Consider the following 17,832-nt stretch of genomic DNA (forward strand, 5'->3'; position numbering starts at 1 on the left):
CAACATCCGATTATAAATTTTCCGTCATCCATACACACCACCCTTGATTGAGACATAAAAAAAATACCCTATTTCCCCGTTTCCGGTGGATATTCCACATTCTCTTCTTCACCTTCTGGTACTGGATCTTGATCTACATCATTAATATTTTCCTCCGCTATTTCTTCTGTAGTTTCTTCCGGACCTTCCGGATCTTCCGTTAACTCAGCCTCTTCTTTTTCTGCCTGTAATTCCATTTCGTACATATCCAGCGCACCAAGGCTTGCCCTCAGTTGTGCAGCCTCTTGATCAAGCCTGTACATTTCTGCCTCTATCTCTACCAGCCTTGATTGTATTTCTCTTTTAATAGACATATAATCCTCCTATTTTGATCTACGCCATGAGCCTCCTGCACGCACCCACACTGCGATAGCTTTTCGCCATGAGCCTGATGCGCGGATCCAGTTTTGTCCTTTTCGCCATGAACCTGATGCGCGGATCCAGTTAACCCCTCGAGGGATATCATCGAGATCCACTGTACCACCAGCAGATAAACGACCCATCCATCCGGAGCTTAACGTGACGTTAACATCAAACCATGCATCAAAACGGCACCTCTTTTTTCCATCACTATCGTGACTGACGTTGATCGTCCTTGTGTGTAATAAGTAGCGACCTGCACCTCCATTTACGCCACTGCCATAGGACCAATTGCTGGAGCTACCGTTAATCGTTGTGTTCCCATTTTTGTTTGCGCTAAAGTTCAATCGACCAGAATCCCTTATCCTGAGGTAGACCCTAGCCGTAACACTGGATCGGTTATTATCTACATCAGGAGTGGATGTCCACTCGATTTCAATGCGGTAATACGTTCTGGTGTAACTTCCGGTTATCGTCCCACTTGCCATCACTTACCCCTCCTAGTATTGGATGTAGATGTCTCCATTACTTCCACCACTAGGGTTGGATGTGCCGTAACTGATATTGCCTGTGTGGACACTCCTGCCACCAACACGTATGTCACCATCTACATTTAACCGTATACTCCCGCCACTTGAGGCGCGGATCCAAAAGTCCCGGTTGTTAGCGCCTGTGTCTAGCTCCAGCGCCCACTCATAGTTATTAACCGACCCATTTTTTATCAATGACATCTTATTGGTGCGGTTTCCACCTCTTATGGCACTCAACTCTAGAGCTGTCGCATTACCAGAGATGGCTCCTAGGGTCCCGGAAAACTCTGCTCCTGTCAGGCGAGCAAACGCACTGGCGTGATACCCATCCAACAAATCTGCATTTAGACCGGACCCATGGCCGTGGACCGTCTTTAATTTATCTAGTACACTTTGACCAGTAAATTGAGAGGTGGACAGCTTTTGACCAATCGACTGAAAAGCGTCCGCAAGCCCCTGCTCGATCCGATTAAAATCAGAAATGGCAGGGAATTTGTTTGTAGGTCCCCAAATCTTCGGTTCGTAAGCCATGTATCATCACCTACCTTCAAAATAAAAAGCCCACCGAAGTGAGCTTGATCTAATCAAACTTAAAGATTTAGGTTCATTTTTAATTCTAGTGTGCAATGGTTGTGCAACCATCCAAAAGTTATATAGCTTATTATTAAAAATTTTTCATCTAATGTATTAGAATTTAAGTTCTTCCTAACTTCTTTAGGGATTTTGTTTTTTATAGGTTTTAAACTAAAATCATCCAAATTTATATTTTCGAAATTAAAATCTAAATTATGTGAACATCCATTACGTATGCCATTCAATATCTTGAGGTTCTTATAAAGTGCCTCTTCTATTAGGTTTAAGTTAAATACCATTAATAATTTTGAAGCATAATTCCATTCTTTTAATTGCCCTGAGGTTTTAGTTTTTTCTTCCAACAGTTTGTTTAGCCAACTTTCAGTAAAAAGATGCACCGTTACAATTCTTGCTATTGGATCATTAATCTTCTTAAACCTTTCGATAAATTTTGATCCTATATTTTTTGTTCTATCGTCCAAAACAACCCCTCCTTTTAAAATATATAATTCGTTGTAATAATTGGAAAGCCTCTTATTTATTCCAATTATTTGTAGGAATGTAAAAAGATTTGTTGAATTACATAGAATATAGGAGGTGATAATTATGGATTACAAATTTAGTAAAATAGCAACTGAACTTGTTGATGAATACATGGCAACAATAAAAGATGTAAAAGATGAAAAGACTTACCAACTTTATGAAACAATGATAAAACTCAACGCTGAAATGACAGCAAAAGCACTAGAAAAGTATGATGCTATTCAAAAAGAACAGCAATAAAATACTATGATGTTGAAAGATCCCCACAGACTTCATTCATTGTGAGGATCTTTCTTATAAAGGACTGATTAACATGAATAACCTCAAAGATGTAGAAGATGCGCTCCGTTTTAAAGTAAGAGCAGCTCACTACCACAAAATAATGAGTGAGCGTGCCGGCATGAACAATATAACAAATTATGAAGAATTCAATGTTTCAGCTATGGAATTTACAGCTATGATGAGTACGCTTCATTCTATTTTAGATATAATCGCTCAATGGATTAATCAAAAATACGAACTGAAAATACCTAATTATGACGTTAGTTTTAAAAAAATCATAAATGATGTAGATGACTATGCTTTAAAAATGAAAATAGTTAAGCTGAAAGAAGATTCGGTTTATCTGGATGATTTCTGTAATTATATTAAACACAGAAATATCGTTAGAGTTAATCATCAATGGTATTTTGTGTCACCTTTTCAGCCTGCAGTATTACAAACTATTGAATCCTTTAAGAAATCTAAAATTAAACACCCTGAAGAAAATCTATATCTCCAGAGGGATAAACAGTTTGAATTGATCTACAGTGCAGTAATTGAAATTACTGGATTGCATATTACTTTAGCTAGTACTCGTTTATCCTAATTTTATTTTCGCAATGCGAACATTCGATATTTGCGCCATCATCTCCAACAGGACCTATAGAAACCAGTATTTTATCACTGGAGTATATAGACCCTGTTTTTAGCCAGATTGATTACACTTCACCGTAAAATCTTTAGACAAAAAATACACCTCCTAGGGTGTTTTTGTATTCCAAGATACCGAGCCTATGAGTTAGTTGGGTTTCTTATCGTTCTAATTCGTATAGTTCCGCTTCTTCAAAAGTTACTATTTTACGATAAATAAAAATTTCCTCGTCTTCTGTTTTACGATTACTCCAAAATGTCCAGCCTTCCATATGATCTACAAATTCAGTGCTTTCTTTATAAATTACTGTTTTCCCTTGATCTCTCAAATTTTCAAAATCACTTAGATTAACAGGAAATATCAATATTTTCACCTTCTTTCAATTAAAATATCCAATGTGCATTTAATTCACTGTCTACTCCTTGCACCCCTTCAAATAAACCAGAAATGTCCAAATTTATCCGTATGCGTGGATAAGGTAAGATTGGCACATGCAGACGTTGTTGACTCTCTGATGTTTCGCCTTGAGCGGTCGGATAAAAACTGATCATTTGCAATGATTGTCCTGATGGTAGAGTAGTCCAGTTTGTAAATGCGGCATGAGATGTGTGATATATTGATAAACTATCTACAATAAACATCCTCAATCTAAAACCTTGATTGCTGTTAAATGTACCACTTATTCCGTGTACGGTGTGTACCATGATTATTCCTTTTGCACCCTCTGGAGGAGTAATCACTATTGGGGTCGCAGAATTTTTGCGGATTGATCTTGGTAATATACTAGAAGTTTCCGTGCTTCTACTTCTAATTTTTAAAGACTCACTTTCTTCAAGATTACTCCCAGTTACTTGGGTTTCTGTCTGCACTTTTGTTGTCCCGTCCACAATCCCTTGTATCAGGTTTTCGAGGATGCTGATTTTGGAGCTTATGTCCTCGTCACTGACCTGTAAGGTTGTATCTAGACGGGATCTTAAATCCTCCGCGACCGTTTGTAACTCATTGATGGCAGCAATGACGAACTCTATTTGACTATCTGATACATTTTGAACACTAGGAAGGTTGCCGATGTTCACTTCGCCATCGACTGTCTGGGTATCTGGAAGATTAGCAATGGTCACTTCGCCATCGACCGTCTGGACACTCGGTAAGTTATTAACATCCACCCCTAAATCGTTTAGTGCAGCAACAATCTCCCCTAGCTTTTGCCTCATGGTTAAAAACTCATTATACATTTGTTCTGCATAGATTAATTGTTCTGCATAAATTCCTTGGCTCATGCGATCACCTCTTTCACTATACTTTTCATAATCTTAAATCGACCTGTCTCAACCGTGTATCGTCTCGTGGCAATGTCTTGCACTAACAATTCTGTTGGATAAGTACCCTCCGCTTTATCGGTGTCCTCAGCAGTAATTTCGATTTCAATCATTCCGGCGGAGTCATCCAACACTTTAATCCCATTTCCAATCGTTTTTTCCAAGACCCCTTCGACTTTAAAAACAAGAATGACGCCATCTAAAACAAGAGGCGCCCCATCCTTTTTTAACGTATACTCTTCCAAACGGTGGTTCCGTTGGTACATCTCTATATTCATCAAATCCATTCCCCTCGAAATGAAATTTATTTCTCTCCGATACACATCCACCATGCTCGGAGTGGTGGGGCCGATAATCTCAGACCAAAATTCGTGCATGTAATAAAACGGTCCGTTATTTACAATGTGATCTCGAGGTCGAAATGATGTTGCCAACCATATCCCCGATTCTCGATATTCAATCAATCTGGCGCCCTCCTTCCCTTGATGGTGCTTGTGAGACCCCCATCATACTCCAGTGACTGAGAGATGACGTGGAAATCGGCATCGTTTAAATCTTTAAAATCAGGTGCCGTAAACCGGTCCGCAAGACTTAATGTGGGATCTCCTCTCCAATTTAACTTAATGTCCCGCCTTGGGTTACTAAAAATCAACAGACCCTCTGCAATCCGCTGAGCTGTAGCCCTCCGTTGGATTAAATGATTGTCGGGAAACTCATAATCTATTTTTCCGTTGTCCTGGATACTTTCCGCATCCTGGCGTACAATACGCTCTCGGTTAAGTACCCGTAAAGGTCTCCCCTCCACTTTTAACGTAAACTCCCCTGAAATAGAAGAAGTAACCGTAATATCTGCTCCCCAGGCATAATAATTTACGTTAGCGATAGACCCTGTGCCGTCAATACTAGCCGTTGGATCCAACACAGGGCGCTCATTATAATACACCGTAATCGTCCGATTTTGCCCCGCCTCGATGCTTTCAGGTTCATTCGATACATATACCTCTTCAACGGTCGGCGATGGGCGTAACGGGTTGGTCTGGACCTCGATATAGTTCGCAATCTCACTCCATGCGATGGGCTGATCTTTGTCAAAGTAGTCATCCCGTGATAAGTACGTTTGAGACTGCGTTCGTTCGTCCCGTAAAAAACTCGGTCCTTCCACCCTCACAACCCCTTGCCTGTCCTGATAAACTTGTCCAAGACAAGCCTCCGCAATCATCCTCAGTGCTCTCCGATGGGGAATTGGTTCAAACCACGAATAAGGAATCTCAAATTCTTGCAATTCCTCATCAATCCAGTATTCATCCTCCCTTAACCCAGCATCCTCCAATACGATTTTCGCAATCTCATAAAGGTTCGTATCTTGAATTATCTGACTGATAGAAAATGTTGTTTTTCGTAACAACTCCAAACGGTCCCGACCAGTCGTGTGGGCCCAAACCTCGTTTTCCGGTACCAACCAGTCCCCACTCCAAAACGTCCCTAATGGATGCCATTCGACGGATTCTGTGTACTCAAAATCCATTCCAAACAAAAAGTTAAACAGCTCAGCTATCGGGGCATCTTTTGATATCGTCGCTTGTGGATCCACTGCGTGACCACTAATATCCTGTTTAGGGTCTACCAAGTACCCCGGTTTATCAAGTAACTGCAATCCAACCCACACCTGTATCCGTCGGTTCGCCTTTAACAACTGGTATAGGACGCTACTTTCATTTCCTGCATCAAAACGACGGTCAATGTTATTTAACCTAATTTCAATCTCATTCGCGCTAATATTCCCGATTGGTAAGCTCCCATCAGGGATATCCCTTTCCTCCTGCAGGGAGATTAAAAAGATATCGTCCCCTTCATAAGTTTGACGTATCGATGTAAAGAGTTCTAAGATTTTAACCACTCGCCCAGGATGGCTCCATTTGTGTACCTGTAGCTCCAGTTTGACAACAGCACTCACAGGAGTGATATTTTTCGTCCAGTGTATCCGGTCATTGTCCGTCACTACTTCTTGATGCAAAACGTTATCTTCTGCATCATATAGCGTTATTGTAAAGTCCACTGGCCACTCTTCACGCTGAGAATCACCTACCGCCCTCAAACGATTAATAGGACGGGAGAAAAAACTCATCGTTATCATTGGATAAGGTTCTGCAAACTCTCCATTTTCATCGGACAACGAATTCCCCCACCATCCCACCTGATCAGATCCATCATCAGCCATCAACGCATATGACCCATCCTCCAAATCCCACGTTCCATCTAGTGCTGCAAACTTATAGGATGGGTCATAAACCCCGTTTGCCGTTTGTTCCGGCAAGCTGTTATTCTCTTCATTCGTCGTAATCGTTATCGACTGATCCAAAAAAGGGTCCGTGTAATCAATCTGCACACGACCCCTCCAACGTCTTACCGTGTCTTTAACCTTTTGTTTATAAAGCATTGTAGAGGGGAGCATGTTAGACCTCCTCTAATGTTACTGAAATTCCTCGCCAGTACCATTCTCCAGTTCGCAAAAAATTTGATCGAGCAAACGGTCGAAATACAACTTCGTAAGAATCATTTGAACCACTTTCTCTTTCTATAATCAAATTCAAAGGTACTTGTAAATTATACAATCTACTTAATTGTTCTAGGTCTTCTCCCTCCAAAACACCGTAACTCAAAGAAAACCTCTTTTTTATTGCGATAATATCTCTGACTAATCTTCCGGATGCGGTCCTGTCTTCTCGAGATATTTCAATGTCCTCTTCACCTAGTGTGATAATCCCCTTATTAAGTTCTTCTTCTTGATTTTTTCTTCCTAACTTAATCATGGACTATCAACCCCTAAACGATTATCTTCTTCGATTCTAATTGACCTTAACATGCGTTCTAATTTCTTTAATCCCTGACGATCCGCGATAATTGTTCCGGCGTTTACATTTACTTCTATATTTTTATTTGCAGTTTCCTCCGTACCGTCTGTACTGGAGTGATTATCTAAATATCTAATAAAATCTATCGTCGTTGTTTTCATCTCAGGTAATGCTGCATGGGCCATATCTAAAGATGTCTTCTCTAAATCTTTTAACTTCTTCCCAATCCCTATATCCAATCCATCTCCGAGATCTCCACCGTACTCCATCATTAATTTAGAGGGGGAAGAAATCCCAAAAAATCCTTTAATGCCGTTTGAGACTGTAGAGGCTATATTCCCAACGGTATCTTTAACTTTCCCGATCATGCCTGATATTCCGTTTATTAGTCCTTGGATGATATCCTTACCAACTTGTACTAGATTGATATTTTTGAAGAAATTAATAATGTTCTTCATGATTGTTTCAGCTAGTCCCTTTATGGCGTTCCATGCGCCTTCCCAGTCACCCTTCAATAACTTCATGGCAATATCGATAATACCTAGAACTAAATCAATACCAGTCTTTATAATCGTCTTTATAAGCTCCCACGCTATTTTTACTGTATTTTTGATAATTGGCCAGACTGTTTTAAAGATGTCTACAATAAGTCCCAGCACCATCTTTATTTGATGCCAGACAATCTCTGTAAACATATTTACAATAGCCATAATGGATTCCCCATGTTCGTCCCAAAATTTACGAACCTTATCAAGTGTATCCCTAACAATCTCCATTACGTCAGAAATGACTTTGTCCACTATATCTTTAATGTAATTTAATGCAATAAAAAAGTATTCTTTGATCTTATCCCATATCTCAATGACAGCATTACGGAAATCCTCATTCGTATTCCATAGATAAACAAATATAGCAATTAGAGCGCCAATAGCAGCAATAATGATACCTATCGGACCTGTTAACACAGCCAAGGCTTTCCCTACCATAGGCAATAAAGGAAGTATTTTAGATACAGCACCAATAAGTGACCCAACAACCCAAATTAACGGTCCAATGGCAGCAGCCACCGCACCAACTATTACTATTACCATCTGGAATGTAGGAGACAGGGAACTGAATTTTTCTACTACTTTACCGATCACCTCGATAATCTGAGCAAAGACAGGTAAGAAAGCTTCAGCTATCCCAGCAAGAGTATTCTGTATCTGTACCCATGTTTGTTTCATTTTTTCGCCAGTAGTATCATTCATTTTGTTAAATGCCTCTTCGGTGGATCCGGCACTGTCGCCCATTGAAGATAAGATTTTGTTAAAGTCTTCCCCGCCATCACCTATCATTGTAAGGGCAGCTCTTCCAGCTTCAGCAGATCCAAATAAGTCCGATAACGCTAAACCACTTTCCTCTGCTTCTCCTTGTAGAAACAGAAGAATTTCCGAAGTGTCCATTCCCTCTGCTTGTAATTCGGAAAACGACTTACCTAATTTATCTCTTAAAATCTTGTCCGTTTTTGTTCCGGATTTACCCAATTCTCCAAACATGGCATTCATGTATGTTCCGGCTTCCGCTGTGGCAATACCATTTTTCGTTAAGACGGCATATCCTGTGGAAAGTTGTTCCATTGATACGCCATTTGCTTTTGCGGTAGGGATGACCTTACCCATACTGGCCGCAAGTTCGTCTACCGTGGTCTTCCCTTGGTTTTGGGTGTTGATTAACATATCATGTATGCGGTCAGTATCTTCTATGCCTAACCCATAAGCATTTAATGCAGTTGTTGTCAGATCTACCGCAGTAGTGATGTCAGTAAATCCACCTTTTGCAAGTTTGGCGTTTTTTCCTGCAAATTCAATGGCTTCTCCTTGTTCAACGCCTGCAGAGATCGATTGATAAACCGCCTCTGAATATTCCCCAAATGCCATCCCCATATCTGTTGAGTATTCACGTATTTTTTTCTTGTATTGTTCATAGTCCGTAGTTGATTCATCTAGTAATGTGGAAACCTTAGCAAATGCCGTTTCCTGATCTATTGCAAATTTTCCAGCCATTACTCCTGCACCCATTAGAGGTACGGTGACGCCTTTTGTCAGTGACTTACCTGCACTTTTCATCTTGCCACTAGTGCCTTCTAATGACTTTTGTAATTCGGATATCCCTTTTTCTGCACCATCTTTATTGAGTATTGCATCAATGATTATTCGCCCAGCACTTGCCATTTTTTAACCTCCTTCCTTGAGAGGTTTTGTTGCTTTGAATAAATCGGCCATAGCCTGGTTAAATGCATGCAAAGTATGTTCTGCGTTTCCAGGCAACTTCAACCTGTACTGACGTTTTAGATCAATGATTTCCTTGCGATGTTTTGCGTTATATTTATTTGGTTTTGGTACCTCCATCGTCCGAATCCTAATGACCTCTTTTAATTTGGTTTTTTCGCCCAAGCCGAATATAAGTGCATTAAACTTTTTCCAATGCAACTTTCCGTGTTCGTTGATAAGGTCAATATTGTAATCCTGCAAAAAAGACGCATAGATAAACTCTGCGTCTTCGTAAAGATCATATGTCTTCTTTTTCGTACTAGGGGTTCTGTCTGAAAAGTCAATCCCAACGTACTCTTTAAAGATAAATGACAAAAGGTGGTCCTTATCGTTAATACTTAAATCAGGGCCGTCCTCAACAAGCATAGAAAAAGCGATATCCAAACGTTCGATGACAGTAAAATCTTCATCACTAAACAATTCCAAAACCCTTAATACATTATCAAACGACAAGTCCAGAGGATATTTTTCTCCCTCGATCACCACTTTATCTTCCAAACGTTCTGTGAGAGAGAAATTCATCCCTAGCTACTCTTGCCTTTCTTTTTTCTCTTTTTGTAATAATCCTGGACTTTTTCGTTTTGCATTTGGTGTGTTTTCGCTTGTTGGAGATCAACAAGAAAATAAACTAACTCAGACATGTTCAATAATGATCTTCCGCTTAGCTCATATAATTCATCGAATGAACCTTCGCCAAGAACACCTGTAATGAAATTTTCAATTATTTCACGGGATTTTTTCTCCCAACTTTCTTGTTCTTCATCAGACATATCCAAAAAGCTCTCTTCATCAATGTTTTGGATATCCTTGTATTCGTTCTGATACTTTTGATACAGTTTTTTGTATTTCTTTAAGCTCTCATCGTCCATGTACATCCTATAAACTTTCCCGCCAGCTTCAATTTCCTCATAAGTTTGTTTGAATTCGAACTTTTTCACTGCCATTTGTCATCTACCTCCAGTAATTAATACATAAAAAAGAGAGAGCTGATTTGCTCTCTCCTAAGATTCTCCTTGCGCTGGAGCATCGGTAAACTCAGGCATTCCATTAATGTGAATTTGAAATGAAATTGAACTAAGTTCATTTGCTGCTCCTTCATTTGTTTGGATATTCGTAATTGTTGCAGGTCCAGACATTGTTGCCCCGTCAGGATTGGTCACCTTAAATGTAGTTGATCGATTCTTCCCAAGTGGTTTTCCCTTTAAACCTGTAATGTAGTCAAGAGCAGCATCACCTTTAATTCTTTTTCCTGAGAATTCATAGGTTAATTGATCCCCAGTAACAAATGTAGAGGCATACCCTTTATCTTTTAGGAAAAACAATTGTTGTATTTCCTCGTTGTCCGGTGCATTAAAATCTTCTATTCCATCTGCAATAGGTTCAAAAGTGGTGGATTCACCATTTGGAGTAATATCAATTTCAAACGTAAAGTCAGATTGCAGTAACGGATAATTACTTTGTTCCATCAAACCTCTACCTCCTTCTTAATGTACAACTCTGCAACAAACATAGCAGTATAAAGCTCTTCTCCACGGTCGTTGGTATCAACATAATTCGGAGATGTGTAACCTTCAATTTTTAAAAGATAGAAGGAATTGTTTGAACTAGGTATAATAAAATTTCCCTCTTTATCCCTTCCCTTTTGACCATCTAGAGCGTTGTATAGGCTATCTAATGTTTCCATAGCCAATACTCTGTTCGAATGCCTAACGAGTAACTGAAAGCCAAATAGTTGTACCTTTGAACCGTTTAGGAAACGCTCCCCAGGTGGTTGTGGTGTTTGTCTTATAGCGATAGCTGGACCTTCATTGCTCATACGTGACTTTTCAATAAATGTAAACAAATCATGGTTCGCTTCAATCCAGTCTATCAACCTATCAAAAAAGTCCATCATTACACCACCTACCACTTAAAGTTATCATTAAATGTATTCTGAGCTAGTGTAAGCCAGTTTCTAAACTGTACAGCTTTAGCACGTTCAAACCATAACCCACCAGCATTAGGGTTTTTGTCCTTACTAAAGTTGTACTGGGGATTGTAATAAAGTCTCGCTGCATAAGGCACATCCCAAATAATCTTCCCTGTTCCCGGTTTTGTATTGCGTATACCGGATTTAATTAAATCTTCTTGATCCTCAGGTGCATAATAATTCGAATCTTTTACTATTTGAGAGTCCAAAGCTTCTTGCGCTTTATCAAATCCTTTGCCAAGAGTTCGTTTTAACAAACCCCAGTCAACTTCCACCTTTATATCTAATTCAACGCTATTTTTAGCCATTAGATCAACTCCACTTCATAATGATGTGGAGTGTTCCCAAGCCCGTAAATTACATCCACTTTATTTACAAAGTGTTCTTGGCCATTAAAATACACTTTAGACTTTTCTTTCGGCTTGATATTTGGATTAGAATTACGATGGTCTATAAATAAGATCCCATGAAGTTGGCGTTCATCACCGTATGCCGTTCTTTTAACCTCTGAAGAAGGTTCTATTCGAACATGTTTCAACGAAATCATATCTTTATCTTCAGCCCAGGTTTCACCATTACGTCCACTACCTAGATACTCACGATACTCTACTTCGTGGATTAGTAGCTTCCTTGGTATCGGTCTAATAATAGCCATGGAGATTACCTCCAGTTGTACCTATTCCGGAATAAAGCAAGCCAGTAGGCTTGAGATATTGGATCACCGCCTGCGAAACCCCGCCCTTGTTTGAACGTTCGCTATTTATTTGATTACCTTTTCCGTAAGAAAACTTTCCCATCGAAACATTGTTCAAGTTATCACCAGTTGTTTGTACCTCGACACCTTCTAGCACAAAAAACTCCACTTGTGCTGCGGTTGCCTTTTTTACTTGCCCAAGTACAAATGACGAAAGACTATTTAGACCAATATGATTGATCTTATACCCTGTTACCTGGTCGATAACATCGGATGCCCGACGAACAATTCGCTGGAATTCTTCATGGTCTTCCATCGGTTCTCCTCTAAATTCTTCTTGATAATAAGTAGCATCAATGTAGGCAGGCATGATCTAGCCCCCCTTTTATTTTTCTTCAAGTTCTTTCTTAAGTTTGGTGTTTTCTGTACGTACCTTTTTTAATTCAGCTTTTAGATCCTCGACCTGTTTATTCAGTTCGTCCGTATTTGCAGGTGTTTTTTTCAGTTTTTCCAACTCATCAACAACTTTATTGTATTCACCAAGGGAAATCGTCTTTCCTCCAGTAGCTCTTTTTACAACTTCGCCTTTTTCGTCAACCTGATCATAACCTTGCTTTAGATAAGACGATAAACGTTCTTCTTTTACAGTTAAAACACGATTACCTTTTTTGATTTTAGGCAACTTCATTCACTCCTTTTATATTGGAAATAGGAAAAAAAGGGAAGGATGGCACCCTCCCTTTGACTGTTTATTCTGCTGCAGGTGTTATGTGGAATTTAACTCCCTTTACCTTTGGCTCGATTAAGAAAGCATCCCAGTACTTACGCTCGTAGTACAAGTACTTACCGCCAGTCTTTGCACTTGGCTCATCCAGAGAAACAAACTCATACTTCTGTGGAGCAATGACAGATAACGGATGGATAAGGAGCATATTGATTTGTCCTCCTGATTCATCAGGGACAGCACCATCAGTAAAGTCATACAAAGTCTTCATGCGAGAAGAAGGAACCGCCTTGATTGTAACCTCATCTAAGGAACGAACGTTACGGTTGACGTTGCTAGCTTCACCTTTCACTTCTAACGTACGCTGGATTTTTTCAGCATTTTTTAGGATTTTCTTAATAGCAGGTGTTACATATAAGATACGCCCTTCTTGCGGAACCTCTGCTTCATCCATTTCTTCCATCATGTCATCAAAAATTCCCAACGCATTAGCCTCTGTGATTTCGGTAGTCACGGCAGTTTGACCAAAATCTGTATATTCCGCATACAACTTGGATGCCATGTACTTGTCCATTTCTGGAATCTTGTTTTCATCGTTGAAAACACGAGTAATGTTTGCAATTGTTGTCGCCATGTTAGTTTCGTCTACATCCATCGGATCCGCTAAAGTAGAAAACTCTCGGTCATGCTCGAGTGTTTTCGGAATCCATTGGTTATCAAAACGACGAGTGTAACCAGAAACAACGTCTCGATCTACGTCCACAAATCCTCCAGTTGTGATATTAGGAATCTGGATGGTTTTGGCATTAACCCAACGGATAGTTGCATTGTTAGGTGTTTGGTACAATTCATTGAACATTAACCCTTGAGCAAACTTTTGTTGCAGTGCTTGCAGATACAGTTGAGCATAATTAATTGGTGGCATATTCTTTCACTCTCCTAAATTATTTTATTTTTACTTAAAAGCTTCTTTCCATTTATCTAGGTCTGATACCTCAGTGCGTTTATGATCAGGTGCCACAAATGATGGCTTCTGTGTACTTTTGTCCTCTTGTTTTTGCGTTTCCCCTTTAAAGTGAGGGTACTTCTCAATTACCTGATTAATAGCTTCATCCAGAGATACCTCGTCAGAAACAAGTCTTTCGGCCAGTGCAACAACATCTTCCACCGAATCAGATTGGACACCAGTTTTTAATGCAGCTAGTTGAGCTTTAAGGGACTGGTTCTCTTGACTGGTAGTGTTATAGTTGTTTTCTAGATCTTGAAGTTTCTCTTGTTGCTTCTGTGCCTCGGTTTTCTGACTTTCCTGCCAATCTTGGAATTTCTTCATACCTTCTTTGGCATTTTTGAAGTCATCAATCCCTAGATCTTTAAGGATTTTCTCTTGTTGCTTTCTTGTTTCTTTTGCAATTAGGTTATTAACATCTTCCTGGGTAAACGTCTTTGTTGGTTCGCCCCCGCCTTCTGGATCCTTCGGTGGATCTTGTGGCGGTTTATTTCCTCCACCAGGAGGGTCCTGCGGTGGATCTGCTGGCGGATCGGATGGAGGTGGATCTCCACCACCATTAAAATATTGCAAGTCTAAAGGTAAAAAAGAATTGAATTTCGGTCCTTCAAGATTTTGCGTCGCTTGATCGACGTTTTTATAATTGAATAGCATGTTTAAGCCCTCCATTACGGATATATTTCCTTTTGTTTTGTTTACCGTCCACTACGAATAACGGACCAAAAAAAGACATAATTAAAGGCCACAGGATTCTCACCTATGGCCTAGTTATCATTTTCAATTACAACAAGCTGACCAACATCTAATGGTCGCCATATTCCCTTACCGATTCTGTACCTGACTTCCCCACGATCCAACATGTGATTTACGACATCACATGCCCGTTCCATACTAAGTAACCTTAATCTACCTAAAAGAAGGATCACCGAAAAAACAACCTTAAATTTGAACGATTGTTTTATAGAGACTTTAACATTCATACTTCCAGTAGCCATGATTCTCCTCCTTTCCACATTATTTAATATGAGTACCTTCTACTCCACGTTGTTCCCTTCCCATCGTACGCTTACGTAACCACAGTAAAGATTCTTCCAGCTTAGTTATTGCCATTGAGTTTTCACGACAACGAAAATCAGATTGATTAAAATGTTCTAACCGGCAAATTACCATTGCAATTAAATCCTCATTGCACACCCCATTAACACCATTTTCTTTGATTGGTCCTTCTTGGAAATGTACTGCCCCTACAATATCGGTTGTTTCTGCATCTTCGTATGTCTTTCCTGACTTAATCACATGGAATAAATGTGGTGCATTGAATCTAAACTTCTCTTCGTGATAAACCTCTGTGTACTTACTGGTTAACAAATCATGTTCTAACCTTTTCATTTTACTAATCCCCTATCCAATCTGCTCTCGATCATACCTTCGAGTACGATCCGCATCATTTATAAACTCACGCATTCTAGCCTGACGGTCTCTAACAAGTTTCTTCGCTCGTTGTGTACCCGCTTCATCACCGAACGCTTCCATCACACTTACACGGCGTTTGGCGTACCTAATATCACGCTCATATTTCCTTTGAATCTGACTTTGTTCATACACTTTATCGTTTTCTTCAAGTCCGTATGGCTGGAATGTTTGTCTACTGATTCCTTCCCAATATGGATACTGTTGGTGTCCACAATTAATCCCGAAAAGTCCTGCGGCTTCGCCATAGCTCGTTGATGAAAAAGGAGGATAAACGGTAGAATTACCTGACAGTGAGTAAATTCTACCCTGAAATTCAGCGCAACGAGGGCGAGCACCAATATGAGAAGATATTTCGATTAAATCAACGCCATACTCTAGTATTCTTTGGTGCTGCATTTCATTTGTGACTTGATTTGTTACCGTCCTTGTGACCATGCTTACAACAGCTTCAGCACTCCATCGTCTACCTGCACTATCAATTAAGGCTGGTACACCTCTTTCAGACCATTCTGATAAAGCTCGTCTAATGGCCTGTTGTGGCGTTGCTTCCCCGGCCAATACTGATGCAGTAGTTCGATTGACTACATCACGATAAACCTGTTCAGCCTGTTCTAGTAAAGTGGAGTTTGTTAAATTAAATTTGCTTTTTGCTTGGTCCGTATAAGTTCGAAGTATATCGAGTAATTCCCTGGAATCTTTTATATCCCCCGGTTTTATTGGTAGTTCACCTTTTTCAGCAGCCTTACTCAATAATTTCTCTTGTTGTTCTAGACCGTCAAAACCAGCATCTGAAAGCATATTAATCAATTCTGATTCGGCACGTCCGGAATTACTAGCTATGATTCTAATATTCTCTCTTGTCAGTGCTCCCAAATCGCTCAACTTCAAAAACTGCCATTCGTAAGCATCAGTTTCCAGAACTTCCATATCGTTTCTCATCCTACGAGCTATATTAACTAGTAGCTGTTCCTCAATCTCAGAATAAATTAGAGCTACTGGATAAGATAGATTTTGCAATCTGCGCGGTGTTAAACTCATTATCCATCACTTCCAAACCAATCCACCTGATCTGCGCCAACCGTTTGATTCTCTGACTTGATTTGATTCAGTATCTTTACTGCATCCTCTTCTGTTACCTTCTGGATCTTCATAATCGCTTGCAGCTTACTTGCTACTTCATTCTGGACTAATTTAATCCAATAAGTCGCATTAGTATCTCGATCCTCAGCTATTGAATCGTCAAAATTAGCTTTAGTTTCAAAATCAGTTGGTACCGTAAACAAATCATAGAGAGCACCTAAATCGGCAATGACTTGAATCAGGTCCTTTAACCCTTCTTCAACAAGAGTGATGTGTCCGGATCGGGACCTATATGTTTTACTATTCTCTGATACTACCTCAGTTGCTGTTTTCAGCCCTTGACCATCAAAAGTAAAGGTCCCAGGACTAAATCCTGTCTGGAAAGCTAATATCTCTAACAAAGTGTTAATTGCGCTGATATGCTCATCCACCCTAAGAGTAGTTACATGTTCCTTCGCTTCTTGCTTATCACCTTCAAAGTTAAAAGCCTCATACACTTCATCGTCAGCATCAAAGTACCTATGCATCATTCCGTGCTCATCCACTACCGTCTGAATCGCCGAAGTTGGCACGGTAATCCTCTTTTTCCCTAAACGAAATTCTCGATTAAAACTGTCAAAGGCAGTGTCCAATGAGTAAAGGGTGTCCAGTGCATCAGCGAATAACGGAATACCTAGTTTACTATCAAGATCAACACTGTTTGCTATATTCGGTTTAAAATAAACAAACAGAGATCGTTTCAATCCTTGGATTGTCACTTCTTCTTCTAATCCTTGATATAGCGTATCAAGAGGAATCTTTACTCCCAGTTCTCCTTTTTGGTGAGATTCGTAAAGTTCATTCCTAACCACATAAACACCATTTTCCCAAAGGTGCCACTCTAAATGAGTGTAATACTTGTCACCTTTACGACTTTCGTTGACAAATATACCTTCAGTGATCTGCCTACCATCATCTGCAACCGGAATAAAACAATCTGCAGTCACGTATGACAGTTTAATCTTATCATCAATCACATAAGCTTTAATGACCATGCCACCCATAGCAAACATGAACTCTAAAAAATCCTGGAACTTTTTATAAAAGGCATTCTTCGATAACACATTTAAGATATTCTTCTCGAATTCATCAGTTCCACCATTTTTCGAGCCTATACTGATGGAGCACTTTTCATTGAATACAAGATTAGCCATTTCTGATGCGACTACTTTCCCCATTCTCATGGACCTCATACGACGTTTTTTTCGTCCGTTTAACGTTGTATATTTCAGGTCGTGCCAATCAGGGTGATATCCTTTATAAATAGCAATCCACTTGCTCAAGTGTACATAAAACTCGTCCGTCGTAATGACATCTTTTAGATCCGTTACTTTTTTTAGTCCTTTGATAAGGCCCATCCTCGCTAACACCCCCTTTAATTTGGAAATGAGGTTTCGAAACATTCG

General features: G+C 39.7%; 26 protein-coding genes. 2 read left to right on the plus strand and 24 right to left on the minus strand.

The features are described from left to right. Positions 1–68 precede the first annotated feature (68 nt). Genes KS419_RS04765 through KS419_RS04780 form a run of 4 tightly spaced genes read right to left on the minus strand, consistent with a single transcriptional unit; the run spans position 69 to position 1,984 of the window. A complete protein-coding gene (locus KS419_RS04765; protein ID WP_217064939.1) occupies positions 69–353 on the minus strand; it encodes a hypothetical protein in 285 nt (94 codons plus the stop codon). A gap of 9 nt (positions 354–362) precedes the next feature. Then, positions 363–887: a DUF859 family phage minor structural protein gene (locus tag KS419_RS04770; RefSeq protein ID WP_217064940.1), complete on the minus strand. Its 525-nt coding sequence runs from the start codon at positions 885–887 to the stop codon at positions 363–365. A gap of 12 nt (positions 888–899) precedes the next feature. Further along, positions 900–1,460, minus strand: a complete 561-nt coding sequence (locus KS419_RS04775) for a hypothetical protein (RefSeq protein ID WP_217064941.1) — start codon at positions 1,458–1,460, stop codon at positions 900–902. A 59-nt stretch (positions 1,461–1,519) separates the two neighbouring features. Continuing rightward, on the minus strand, positions 1,520–1,984 hold the full coding sequence (locus KS419_RS04780; protein WP_217064942.1) for a hypothetical protein: 465 nt from the start codon (positions 1,982–1,984) through the stop codon (positions 1,520–1,522). 124 nt (positions 1,985–2,108) lie between these two features. Between KS419_RS04780 and KS419_RS04785 the strand changes: the two genes are divergently transcribed. Both KS419_RS04785 and KS419_RS04790 read left to right on the plus strand, forming a co-directional pair. After that, a complete protein-coding gene (locus KS419_RS04785; RefSeq protein WP_217064943.1) occupies positions 2,109–2,285 on the plus strand; it encodes a hypothetical protein in 177 nt (58 codons plus the stop codon). A gap of 73 nt (positions 2,286–2,358) precedes the next feature. After that, positions 2,359–2,913, plus strand: a complete 555-nt coding sequence (locus KS419_RS04790; protein WP_217064944.1) for a Cthe_2314 family HEPN domain-containing protein — start codon at positions 2,359–2,361, stop codon at positions 2,911–2,913. Between the two features lie 205 nt (positions 2,914–3,118). Here the strand turns inward: KS419_RS04790 and KS419_RS04795 are convergent, their stop codons facing one another. The 20 genes from KS419_RS04795 to KS419_RS04890 form a co-directional block, all read right to left on the minus strand. Next, a complete protein-coding gene (locus KS419_RS04795; protein WP_217064945.1) occupies positions 3,119–3,322 on the minus strand; it encodes a hypothetical protein in 204 nt (67 codons plus the stop codon). Positions 3,323–3,341: 19 nt separating this feature from the next. Then, a complete protein-coding gene (locus tag KS419_RS04800) occupies positions 3,342–4,238 on the minus strand; it encodes a hypothetical protein (protein WP_217064946.1) in 897 nt (298 codons plus the stop codon). Continuing rightward, complete coding sequence (locus tag KS419_RS04805) at positions 4,235–4,741, minus strand: hypothetical protein (RefSeq protein ID WP_217064947.1); 507 nt, start codon at positions 4,739–4,741, stop codon at positions 4,235–4,237. The genes KS419_RS04800 and KS419_RS04805 overlap by 4 nt, the downstream gene beginning before the upstream one ends. Next, positions 4,738–6,663 (minus strand): hypothetical protein, encoded by a 1,926-nt coding sequence (locus KS419_RS04810; RefSeq protein ID WP_217064948.1) that lies wholly within the window; start codon positions 6,661–6,663, stop codon positions 4,738–4,740. Before KS419_RS04810 ends, KS419_RS04805 begins: the two co-directional genes overlap by 4 nt. 67 nt (positions 6,664–6,730) lie before the next feature. Beyond that, the gene (locus KS419_RS04815) at positions 6,731–7,087 is read right to left on the minus strand and encodes a hypothetical protein (protein WP_217064949.1); all 357 of its coding nucleotides are present in this window, start codon (positions 7,085–7,087) and stop codon (positions 6,731–6,733) included. Continuing rightward, positions 7,084–9,342 carry a phage tail tape measure protein gene (locus tag KS419_RS04820; RefSeq protein ID WP_217064950.1) on the minus strand — a complete coding sequence of 753 codons (2,259 nt, stop codon included), beginning with the start codon at positions 9,340–9,342 and terminating at the stop codon, positions 7,084–7,086. Before KS419_RS04820 ends, KS419_RS04815 begins: the two co-directional genes overlap by 4 nt. A gap of 3 nt (positions 9,343–9,345) precedes the next feature. Next, positions 9,346–9,963 carry a Gp15 family bacteriophage protein gene (locus tag KS419_RS04825; protein ID WP_217064951.1) on the minus strand — a complete coding sequence of 206 codons (618 nt, stop codon included), beginning with the start codon at positions 9,961–9,963 and terminating at the stop codon, positions 9,346–9,348. A gap of 2 nt (positions 9,964–9,965) precedes the next feature. Further along, positions 9,966–10,385, minus strand: coding sequence for a hypothetical protein (locus tag KS419_RS04830; protein ID WP_217064952.1), 420 nt, complete (start codon positions 10,383–10,385; stop codon positions 9,966–9,968). Positions 10,386–10,442: 57 nt separating this feature from the next. Continuing rightward, positions 10,443–10,907 (minus strand): phage tail tube protein, encoded by a 465-nt coding sequence (locus KS419_RS04835; RefSeq protein WP_217064953.1) that lies wholly within the window; start codon positions 10,905–10,907, stop codon positions 10,443–10,445. Further along, positions 10,907–11,332 (minus strand): minor capsid protein, encoded by a 426-nt coding sequence (locus KS419_RS04840; RefSeq protein WP_217064954.1) that lies wholly within the window; start codon positions 11,330–11,332, stop codon positions 10,907–10,909. Before KS419_RS04840 ends, KS419_RS04835 begins: the two co-directional genes overlap by 1 nt. Before the next feature lie 11 nt (positions 11,333–11,343). Continuing rightward, a complete protein-coding gene (locus KS419_RS04845; RefSeq protein ID WP_217064955.1) occupies positions 11,344–11,718 on the minus strand; it encodes a minor capsid protein in 375 nt (124 codons plus the stop codon). After that, positions 11,718–12,065, minus strand: a complete 348-nt coding sequence (locus tag KS419_RS04850) for a putative minor capsid protein (protein WP_217064956.1) — start codon at positions 12,063–12,065, stop codon at positions 11,718–11,720. Before KS419_RS04850 ends, KS419_RS04845 begins: the two co-directional genes overlap by 1 nt. Then, entirely contained in the window at positions 12,052–12,474 is a 423-nt protein-coding gene (locus KS419_RS04855) for a head-tail connector protein (RefSeq protein ID WP_217064957.1), read from the minus strand. Before KS419_RS04855 ends, KS419_RS04850 begins: the two co-directional genes overlap by 14 nt. A 15-nt stretch (positions 12,475–12,489) precedes the next feature. Further along, complete coding sequence (locus tag KS419_RS04860) at positions 12,490–12,792, minus strand: hypothetical protein (protein ID WP_217064958.1); 303 nt, start codon at positions 12,790–12,792, stop codon at positions 12,490–12,492. A 61-nt stretch (positions 12,793–12,853) separates the two neighbouring features. Beyond that, positions 12,854–13,753, minus strand: coding sequence for a capsid protein (locus tag KS419_RS04865; RefSeq protein ID WP_217064959.1), 900 nt, complete (start codon positions 13,751–13,753; stop codon positions 12,854–12,856). Between the two features lie 30 nt (positions 13,754–13,783). Beyond that, a complete protein-coding gene (locus KS419_RS04870) occupies positions 13,784–14,488 on the minus strand; it encodes a hypothetical protein (RefSeq protein ID WP_217064960.1) in 705 nt (234 codons plus the stop codon). Between the two features lie 110 nt (positions 14,489–14,598). Continuing rightward, complete coding sequence (locus KS419_RS04875) at positions 14,599–14,829, minus strand: hypothetical protein (RefSeq protein WP_217064961.1); 231 nt, start codon at positions 14,827–14,829, stop codon at positions 14,599–14,601. Positions 14,830–14,848: 19 nt separating this feature from the next. After that, positions 14,849–15,223, minus strand: coding sequence for an Acb2/Tad1 domain-containing protein (locus KS419_RS04880; protein WP_217064962.1), 375 nt, complete (start codon positions 15,221–15,223; stop codon positions 14,849–14,851). 12 nt (positions 15,224–15,235) lie between these two features. Beyond that, a complete protein-coding gene (locus KS419_RS04885; protein WP_217064963.1) occupies positions 15,236–16,345 on the minus strand; it encodes a phage minor capsid protein in 1,110 nt (369 codons plus the stop codon). Beyond that, a complete protein-coding gene (locus KS419_RS04890; RefSeq protein WP_217064964.1) occupies positions 16,345–17,829 on the minus strand; it encodes a phage portal protein in 1,485 nt (494 codons plus the stop codon). Before KS419_RS04890 ends, KS419_RS04885 begins: the two co-directional genes overlap by 1 nt. Between the last annotated feature and the right edge of the window lie 3 nt (positions 17,830–17,832).

Source organism: Evansella tamaricis (assembly GCF_019042215.1).
GTDB classification, from domain to species: Bacteria; Bacillota; Bacilli; order Bacillales; family Salisediminibacteriaceae; genus Evansella; species Evansella tamaricis.